This window comes from Maricaulis parjimensis (genome assembly GCF_016817355.1).
GTDB lineage: Bacteria > Pseudomonadota > Alphaproteobacteria > Caulobacterales > Maricaulaceae > Maricaulis > Maricaulis parjimensis.
Window position 1 is genome coordinate 1 of record NZ_JADOTT010000015.1, and the last position, 8,363, is coordinate 8,363.

General features: G+C 64.7%; 10 protein-coding genes. 3 read left to right on the forward strand and 7 right to left on the reverse strand.

What is annotated here, in order from left to right:
- On the forward strand, positions 1-377 hold a 377-nt coding region (locus tag I0K07_RS15680), incomplete at its 5' end, for a carboxyl transferase domain-containing protein (RefSeq protein ID WP_275297579.1).
- A gap of 151 nt (positions 378-528) precedes the next feature.
- Here the strand turns inward: I0K07_RS15680 and I0K07_RS15685 are convergent.
- From I0K07_RS15685 to I0K07_RS15715, 7 genes are all read right to left on the reverse strand, one after another.
- Positions 529-795 (reverse strand): Txe/YoeB family addiction module toxin, encoded by a 267-nt coding sequence (locus I0K07_RS15685; protein WP_203295133.1) that lies wholly within the window; start codon positions 793-795, stop codon positions 529-531.
- Complete coding sequence (locus I0K07_RS15690) at positions 792-1,220, reverse strand: type II toxin-antitoxin system Phd/YefM family antitoxin (RefSeq protein WP_203295135.1); 429 nt, start codon at positions 1,218-1,220, stop codon at positions 792-794. Before I0K07_RS15690 ends, I0K07_RS15685 begins: the two co-directional genes overlap by 4 nt.
- A 54-nt stretch (positions 1,221-1,274) precedes the next feature.
- Positions 1,275-1,553: a hypothetical protein gene (locus I0K07_RS15695; RefSeq protein WP_203295138.1), complete on the reverse strand. Its 279-nt coding sequence runs from the start codon at positions 1,551-1,553 to the stop codon at positions 1,275-1,277.
- A 673-nt stretch (positions 1,554-2,226) separates the two neighbouring features.
- The gene (locus tag I0K07_RS15700; protein WP_203295140.1) at positions 2,227-3,432 is read right to left on the reverse strand and encodes an efflux RND transporter periplasmic adaptor subunit; all 1,206 of its coding nucleotides are present in this window, start codon (positions 3,430-3,432) and stop codon (positions 2,227-2,229) included.
- Between the two features lie 6 nt (positions 3,433-3,438).
- Positions 3,439-5,838, reverse strand: a complete 2,400-nt coding sequence (locus tag I0K07_RS15705; protein WP_203295142.1) for an FtsX-like permease family protein — start codon at positions 5,836-5,838, stop codon at positions 3,439-3,441.
- Positions 5,835-6,581 carry an ABC transporter ATP-binding protein gene (locus I0K07_RS15710; protein ID WP_203295144.1) on the reverse strand — a complete coding sequence of 249 codons (747 nt, stop codon included), beginning with the start codon at positions 6,579-6,581 and terminating at the stop codon, positions 5,835-5,837. The genes I0K07_RS15705 and I0K07_RS15710 overlap by 4 nt, the downstream gene beginning before the upstream one ends.
- Positions 6,582-6,661: 80 nt before the next feature.
- A complete protein-coding gene (locus tag I0K07_RS15715; protein WP_203295146.1) occupies positions 6,662-7,585 on the reverse strand; it encodes a fatty acid desaturase family protein in 924 nt (307 codons plus the stop codon).
- 111 nt (positions 7,586-7,696) lie between these two features.
- Here I0K07_RS15715 and I0K07_RS15720 point away from each other — a divergent pair, with 111 nt between their 5' ends.
- Together I0K07_RS15720 and I0K07_RS15725 are read left to right on the forward strand one after the other, a co-directional pair.
- A complete protein-coding gene (locus I0K07_RS15720; protein WP_203295148.1) occupies positions 7,697-8,149 on the forward strand; it encodes an ion channel in 453 nt (150 codons plus the stop codon).
- 88 nt (positions 8,150-8,237) lie between these two features.
- A partial coding sequence (locus I0K07_RS15725; protein WP_203295150.1) for a biotin carboxylase N-terminal domain-containing protein occupies positions 8,238-8,363 on the forward strand: 126 nt, incomplete at its 3' end.

Sequence of the window (8,363 nt, forward strand, 5' to 3'; positions counted from 1 at the left end):
ATGCCGAAGCCACCGTGCCCAAACTCACCGTCATCACCCGCAAGGCCTATGGCGGTGCCTATGACGTGATGAGCTCCAAGCATTTGCGCGGCGATGTGAACTATGCCTGGCCGACCGCCGAGATCGCGGTGATGGGCGCCAAGGGCGCCGCGGAAATCATCCACCGCAAGGATCTGGGTGATGCCGACAAGATGGCCGCCCATACCAAGGAATATGAAGACCGTTTCGCCAACCCCTTCGTGGCCGCCGGCCGGGGCTATATCGACGACGTCATCATGCCCCACAACACCCGCAAACGCCTCATCCAGGCCCTCCGCACCCTGAAAAACAAGAAGTGCGAAAACCCCTGGAAGAAGCACGATAATATCCCGCTTTAGACCTGTTCTGAACGTCGATGTCCCCCGGGTGAGGCTCGGGGGCGACAGGTCGCGACGTCATTTCACCCGGTGCGGATGCGGCGGTTTCGGTAGGTCCCGGATCAAGTCCGGGAAAAGGGAAGCGGAGCTTCACGAGACCGGGGATCGCATCCTAGTAGTGATGCCTGCATTGAACGATCTGCAGGTGCCGATCCTCTCCTCTTCCCAGGACCCGATAGACCAGCCGGTGTTTGCTATCAATGCGCCGGGACCACCAGCCGGAAAGTTCGCCCTTGAGGGCTTCCGGCTTGCCGATGCCTTCGAAAGGTGAACGGCGAATATCCTCGATGAGTTGGAGCGTTCGTTTGGCGAGTCGGGTTTCGTGACGGACCAACCAGGCGAGATCGTCCAGTGCGTGCGCGGTCAGCTCGACATTCATGCGCTGTCGTCAGAGCCGCCGGTTTCGCGGGTCCAATCGAGAAACAGATCGGGGTCTTTTGCCATCGCCTGGATGTGTTGCGGGGTGAGAGACCGGGTCTCTCCGGCTTCTGCCGCCGCGATGCTTTCGCGCAGACGCCGGGCATTGGCTGGGCTTTCCAAGAGATAATTGGTTTCCTGAATGGCTTCCCATTCCGACAGGGAGACCATGACAACAGGCTCGCCCCCGCGCCGGGTGATGATGGCGGGCGATTTGTCCGCCGTGACGCGCTCGATCAGGGCTTTGAAGCTTGCGCGTGCCTCGGACATGGAGAGGATGTTTGAAGGCTTTGGCATAACTAATTGTACGTCATTTTGTACATTAATGGCAAGGGTGATTTCCCCGCGCGAAGGCGCGGAAAAAATGCTGTGGGTGTTCCACGACATTCAGCGCCACCGGGTTCCGGAGGATAAAGGCAGGCTTCCCGGCGGGCCACTGTCTCAATGGCCCACCAATTCGTCCATGAGTTCCTTCACTGTCCATCCGGCTTCCAGGTCCGGACTGGCGAGCACTCTCTCCACGCAATCCAGACGTTTCGCCAAGCGGCAATCGGGCAGGCGGTCCATCAGGCGTTCGGCGGTGGTGATGGCGGCCTTGAACTGACCGGCTTGGGCTTGTTGGTGCATGACGGTGTGGAGGAGGTGCAGGGCGTCCTGTTCATAGGCGAAGACCTGCATGTTGATGCGGTTGCGCGGGGATTTGTGGTGTTTGCGGGACATGGGTTCTCTTTCTCCTGAACAAGAGCGTCTGATTGTCATCCCGGATGGATGCCTCAGAACTTCATTTTCCCCGGGCGAAGTCCCGGGGCCGACAGGGTGTTCCGTCTTTTCATAGGATGAGGATGCGGCTCTCTCGGTTGGCCCCGGAACAAGTCCGGGGAAAATGCATTTGTGTTTCACGGCTTTCAGCGCCACGGCGTTTCCGCCTGGCGGTATGAGAGGTGTGCGGGAGGCCGGCGACTGTCTGCCGGCGTGTTTTCAAAGTGTGTGTGACAGGCGTCTGCCTCCCGCACGCGGAGATTTCCCGAACGCTCTCGCCCCCGTTTCCAATCCGGCCGGTACTCAGGTCGGGCGTTTAGTGCCGTCAGACCGGGCCGGACGCCCTGCCGGTGCTCAGGATGTCACCCCTTCGCGCGGACAGGCTCCGCAAACCCCCGGGCACAAGGGACTGAGCTCGCGCCTCTCTTCCCGGAAGTCGCAAGAAGTGTCTCACAGGTTTTGGGGGTGGGGATAAATTGCGTGAGGTCAGCACCCCTCTCCCTGGGGAGAGGGTGGCGCGCATGCGCCGGGAGAGGGGGAAATCCCGGTGTTTACAGGTAATCACGAAGACCTCGCCGATCCCCCTCATCCGCCCCTGCGGGGCACCTTCTCCCCAAAGGAGAAGGAGGGCGGCCTACTCCGCCAGTCCGCGCTCTTTCACACCCGCACCGTCCACCACACCTTCGCCGGGGTAGAGGACGACGACATCGCCGGCTGACAATCCGTCGAGCACTTCGGCTTCGACGCCATTATCGCGGCCGATGCGGACCGGGGTGAGGCGGGCGCGGTTGGCGGTGATGCGGTAGACGGCCCAGTCGCCATCCTGGCGGAAGAGGGCGGCGACGGGGACGCGCAGGGCGTCCTCGCTCTGCCAGACCGTGATGGCGGTTTCCACGCGATAGCCATGGCCCAGGGCGGCCCAGTCTTGCGCCTCGCCAGTGAAGTCCAGCACGACATTGACGCGTTGTTCCTGCACGCCCAGGGCGGAAACCTCCTCGAAGCCGAAGGGCTCGACCCGGCGGACGCGGGCCGGCAGGGGCGGCGCATCGCGGCGCCAGCCGGTGATGGCGGCCGGATCGCCCGGCTGTGTCTGGACGGCGTCTGCGGAGAGAAATTCGGCGACGATTTCCATCCCGGCGGGATCACCGATTTCCAGCAGGGGGGCGCCAGCGGCGACCGGGCCCTCACTCTTGCGGACGACCTGAAGGACCACGCCATCAATCGGCGAGCGGATGTCGAAGATGGCGCTGGCACCGCCATCATCATGACTGCCATGCAGATGGATGCGGGCCGCCTCGATCTCGGCCTCGCGCATGCGGATGGCGGCCTGGGCGCGACCGGAGGCGGCCTGAGCAGAGCGAAGCTCGGCGGCGACGCGGTCAAGCTGGGCCTGGGAGGCAATGCCGGTCTCGCGCAGGCGGGCGATGCGGGTGTGTTCCTCGCGCGCCAGATCCAGGGCGGAGCGGGCGGTCTGGGCTTCGGCGCGGGCGGCGGAGAGGGCCGCTTCGGCCAGCGCGATGGCGGCCTCGGCCTCGCCCTGGCTGCGCGCGTCGAGAATGGAGGGTTCGGCCGGCAGGATACGCGCCAGAACATCGCCGGTGGCGATCGTGTCGCCCGGTTCCAGATCGATGCGCAGGAGGCGGCCGGAGACCGGTGCGGCGATGGCATAGACATCGCGGATGCGGGTGCGGCCCTCATCGCGGATTTCCACCGAAAGCGGTCCGGTTTCGATCCGGGCTGTGTCGACCAGGACGGGGCGGGGCCAGAAACTCCAGCCGATGACCGCGATCACCAGGAGGGCCATGGCCGACCAGAACAGGGTGCGGAAGCGAAGCGTCATGGAGGTCTAGTCTCCCGTCTTGAGGGCCGCGACCATGTCGAGCCGGTTGAGCCGCGCCCGGACCATGAGGCCGGAGGAGAGCGCGACGATCAGCACAACGAGGGCGGAATAGCCGAAAGTGGCCGGATTGATGATGAAGGGCAGGCGGAACAGGTCCGAACTCATGGCCTGGGCGAAATACCAGGCCAGGCCGGCCCCCATGAGACAGCCCAGGGGCAGGGCGATCAGGGTCAGCAGGGCGATCTCGCCCAGCAGGACATAGGCGACCTCGCCGCGGGTGAAGCCCAGCACGCGCAGCACGGCCAGCTCATGCTCGCGTTCGGAGAAGGAGATGCGCACGCTGTTATAGACCACGCCCACGGCGATCATGCCGGCGAAGATCGTATAGATGTAGATCGAGGTGCCCATGCCCTCATCCATCAGCGTCTCGAATTGTTCGCGCGCCTCGTTCTGCAAGGAGACTTCGGCAATGGCCGGGGCGGCCTTGAGCTGGGTGTAGAGCGCGTCGGTGCGTTCCGGATCGACTCGCAGCCAGGCGCCGGAGATCAGTGCATCCTCGCCCAGAAGCCGGTTGAGGTCGCCGATTTCCATGATTGCGCCGGAGCCGATCAGCGTGGTGGCGACATTGGCGATGGCGAGCTCGAAGACCGGACGATTGCCCTCGGTGATCTCCACCTCGATCCGGTCGCCGGGCTCCACGCCCAGCGAGGCGGCAATATCGCGCGACAGGACGATGGAGCCGGGCGGGGCGGTGACGGGATTGCCGTCGCTGTCGATCATGCGGGAGAGGCGGGCTTCGGCGGGCGCTCCGGTCAGCGCCATTCTCTCCTCATGCCCGGCATGGCGCAGGCGGGCCGGGGCATAGCGTACGGGCTCGGCGGTGAGCACGCCGGGCATGCGGGCGATCGCGTGCAGGGCGGCGCGCGGGCGCGGTTCCACCAGGCTGACCGTCACATCCTGCCGGTTGGACAGGTAGAAATGCGCATCGATCATCGCCCGGGTCGCGTCCAGGAAATACATGGAACTGGCCAAAAGGCCGACCGAGATCGCCACTCCGGCCATTGTGAAGGCGGCGCGCGCCGGCCAGCGCAGCGTATGGCGCAGGATCATGCGCGATTGCTGGTCGAACCGCTTCCAGCGGGCAATGGCAGCACCCAGGGCGCGGGAATAGTCCGGTGGCGGTGAGGGGCGCATGGCTTCGGCCGGGGAGAGGCGCGCAGCGCGCAATCCGGCCAGCACGGCCCCGCCGCCCACCGCCAGCAGGGTGACGCCCAGTGAGGCGGCATAGACCGAGGCGGGGAGTTCGAAGAGGAGGAAGGGGAAGTGATAATATTCGACATACATGCCGGCCATTTGTCGGCCCAGCCAGCTTCCGCCTCCGACACCGATGGCCAGTCCCACCGCTCCGATCACCAGCGCGAATTTCGTGTAGTGCCAGACCACATCGCGGGAGTGATAGCCGAAGGCCTTCAGCAGGCCGATCTGGGCCCGTTCCATCGCGATCAGCCGGGTCAGGACGACATTCACCAGGAAGGCGGCGACGAGCAGGAAGACCGGTGGCAGGAGTGAGGCCATCGTGCCCAACTGGTTGATCTCGCTGGAGACAAAAGCGTCGGAGATATGGTCTTCGCGGCCATAGGCGCCCGGCGCGCCCCAGGGGGCGAGCAGGCGGTCCAGCGCGTCGATCACGGCGCGTTCATTGGCGCCCGGTTGGAGGATGAGGGCGGCTTCATTAAAGGCCCCGGCGCTGTCGGCCGCCTGTTCCAGCGCATCGCGGCCCATCCAGCCCACCCCGAAAAGGCGGTCATCCGGCACCAGCTGGCCCGGGGCGATGGCGTAGACGAATTCCGGGGAGAGGGCGAAACCGACCACGCGGAAGGTCTCCCGCCCGCCGCGGATCGTGGCGGTCACGCTATCGCCGATGGCCAGGCCATGGGCCCGCGCAAATCCGTCCAGCAGGACAATCTCGTCACGCTGGCCCTCGCGCGGGCGGCGGCCTTCGGTGAGGTGGATGCGGTTGACCGTGGGCAGGCCCGTCTCCGGCACGGACAGGAACACACCCGAGGCGGGTGCGGACAGGCCGGGCATGTCGAACAGGACGGGCTGGCGCACACGGGTCTGGATCTGGGCGACGCCGTCAAGCTGGTGGATGTCGGCAGCGATACTGTCGGGTGCCCGCACAACCGGGGCCCAGACATCGGCGAAACGATAGCGGTCATAATAGGCGCTGCGGGTCTCTCGCAGACTGTCCAGCATGCCCGCGGAGACCACGAGGACAGCCACACCGGCGGCCACGACGAGGGCAATGGCCAGCGCCTGCAGCCGGATCGCCAAAAGGTCGCGCACCAGTTTGCGGTCGAGCCTGGCCGGCAGGGCGGCGGCGATATCCAGACGGGACCGGCTCACCAGTTCAGCGCCTCCGGTTCAACCCGGCTTTCATTGGTGCGGGTCTCGCGGATCTGTCCGTCGGCCAGGGTGATGACGCGATGCGCCATGCCGGCCACGCTGGCATTGTGGGTGATCAGGAGAATGGTCGAGCCCAGTTCCTGATTGACCCGTTCCAGCGCCTGCAGGACACGTACACCGGTGACACTGTCCAGCGCGCCGGTCGGTTCGTCGCACAGCATGACTTCGGGGCGTTTGGCGATGGCGCGGGCGATGGCGACGCGCTGCTGTTCCCCGCCGGACATTTCCGCCGGGAAATGGTCGGCGCGATCCGCCAGGCCGACCAGGTCCAGCGCATCCAGCGCCGGCATCGGATTGGCGGCAATCTCGGTGACGAGTTCGACATTCTCGCGCGCCGTCAGGCTGGGCATGAGATTGTAGAACTGGAAGACAAAGCCGACATGGTCACGGCGGAAGCGGGTCAGCTCGGTATCGCTGATCCGGGTCATGTCGCGGCCGCGGAATTCGAATTCCCCGCCACTGGCCCGGTCCAGACCGCCCAGAATATTCAGCAGGGTGGATTTGCCCGATCCGGACGCGCCCAGAAGGACGACAATCTCGCCGGAGGGAATGTCCAGCTCCACCCCGCGCAGGGCGCGCACTTCGGTCGAGCCTTCACCGAAGACACGGGTGAGATCCCGTGTGGTGAAACAGGCTGGCTGACCCGATGCATCGGACTGTGTGGTGGACGGGTCTGACCGCATCGTCGCCGTGCTCCCTCTTGCCCCTACTCGCTAGCATTGTTTGAGCAGGTGGCGAAGGGGCGCAGAAGCGGCAATCGGTCTCAGGCCGGGCTTTGAACCGCTTTCGTCAACATGTGCGGATAGGAGCGCGAAATGCAGCGATAGCCCTCATAATAGCCCCGCTGAGACAGGAGACGGTGCAGGCGCGGGAGATTATAGGGCGGCACGGCGGCGAACATGTGGTGTTCCAGATGGAAGTTCACATTGTTCGGCGCGACGAGGAGGCGTTCCAGCGCGTTGGCCAGCGTTGTGTGCGTGTTCAGCCGCGCGTCCAGGTCATAGCGGTCGGTGGCCGCGCCATGCTCGCCAATATTCCGCAGCCGCATGATGACCGGATAGACGAAGATCCGCGCCACCCACCACAGGGCATAGGCCCAGGGCGCGCCGGCCAGGGTGAGGGCGGCCAGCAGCACCGCCTGGAAGACCAGGAAGGGCGTCTTGGCCCGCCAGTCCGGACAGCGCCAGGCCATCACCATTTCCTTGAACCCGGTCTGGCCGGTGAGGTCGCGGATGAATTTGCGGCGCAGACTCTCACGTGTCACGGGATAGGCCTTCACCAGGCCCTGATCAGGATCCTTGTCGGTGCCGGCATGGCGGTGATGGTTGAGATGGTAGTCGCGATAGAGCTGCAGCGGCACATCCACGGCGGCCCCGCCAATCCAGCGGCCCGCAAATTCATTGAGCCAGGGCGTGCGGAACAGCGCCTTGTGGGCGCAGTCATGCAGGACAATGGCGAGGGCGAGCTGGCGTCCGCCAATGATGAGAATCGCGACCACAAAACTCAGCGGGTTGGGCCAGGCAATGGCCAGTGCGAAGGCCAGGCCGAGGAGTAGCAGATCACCGCCCAGCATGAGCGCGCCCTGCCAGTTCGTGGTCTGTGACAGGGTCCGCAATTCTTCCCGGCTCAGACAATCCTTGAGCGTCTTGTCATTTCCGGGGAGCGGCGAGGTGTGGGGTTGGGGCATGCCGGTCTCCTTGCTGCGGAGTGTGACAAAAAACACTGTTTACTCCAAGCACTCAGGCTTACCCTGATCCGCTAAGCTGGCGTTTGGCTGCCGGCGCTGGGGAGGCACGGAATGTTTCAGGCGCTCGTCCTGGCTGCGATCATGGTCGTGGTCACCACGGCCATCCACCTGACGGGGCTGACGCTCCTGCTGGGCTTCACGCGCCAGCACCGTTCTGAAGTGGACGCGCCGGGCCATACGCTCTCCCTCTTCCTGTTCATCGTTGCCATCGTGATCGGGGTCTTCTTGGTCCATGTCGTCGAGATCATCGCCTTTGCCGGCCTCTACATGGCGATCGGAGAGATCACCTCCTTCGAGACGGCGGTCTATTTCTCCGCCTCCACCTTCACCACGCTGGGGATGGGAGACATCTATCTGGACAGTCATTGGCGGCTTCTGGTGGCGATGGAGGGCCTGATCGGCTTCCTGATGATCGGCTGGTCCACTGCATTCCTGATCTCGCTGGTCGGCAAGCTGCGGGCGCTGGAGGAAGTCCTGTTCGATCGCGACCGCGACGCGGACTGATATCAGCCTGAGCGCTTGCCGCGGCCCTCCGGGGCGCGCTAAACCAACCGGCATCCGGGGCGTCCGCCCGTTTGCCATTGGGGCCTTCATGTTCAAGAAAATCCTGATCGCCAATCGCGGTGAGATTGCAGTTCGCGTGATCAAGACGTGTCAGCGTCTGGGGATTGCGACTGTGGCTGTTTATTCGGAAGCGGATGCTGACAGCCTGGCGGTT

What these genes read in the sequence shown, in the direction of transcription:
- I0K07_RS15685 (WP_203295133.1), bottom strand. Translation starts at nt 795, where the DNA reads ATGAATGTCGAGCTGACCGCGCACGCACTGGACGATCTCGCCTGGTTG.
- I0K07_RS15690 (WP_203295135.1), bottom strand. Translation starts at nt 1,220, where the DNA reads ATGTCGTGGAACACCCACAGCATTTTTTCCGCGCCTTCGCGCGGGGAA.
- I0K07_RS15695 (WP_203295138.1), bottom strand. Translation starts at nt 1,553, where the DNA reads ATGTCCCGCAAACACCACAAATCCCCGCGCAACCGCATCAACATGCAG.
- I0K07_RS15700 (WP_203295140.1), bottom strand. Translation starts at nt 3,432, where the DNA reads ATGACGCTTCGCTTCCGCACCCTGTTCTGGTCGGCCATGGCCCTCCTG.
- I0K07_RS15710 (WP_203295144.1), bottom strand. Translation starts at nt 6,581, where the DNA reads ATGCGGTCAGACCCGTCCACCACACAGTCCGATGCATCGGGTCAGCCA.
- I0K07_RS15715 (WP_203295146.1), bottom strand. Translation starts at nt 7,585, where the DNA reads ATGCCCCAACCCCACACCTCGCCGCTCCCCGGAAATGACAAGACGCTC.
- I0K07_RS15720 (WP_203295148.1), top strand. Translation starts at nt 7,697, where the DNA reads ATGTTTCAGGCGCTCGTCCTGGCTGCGATCATGGTCGTGGTCACCACG.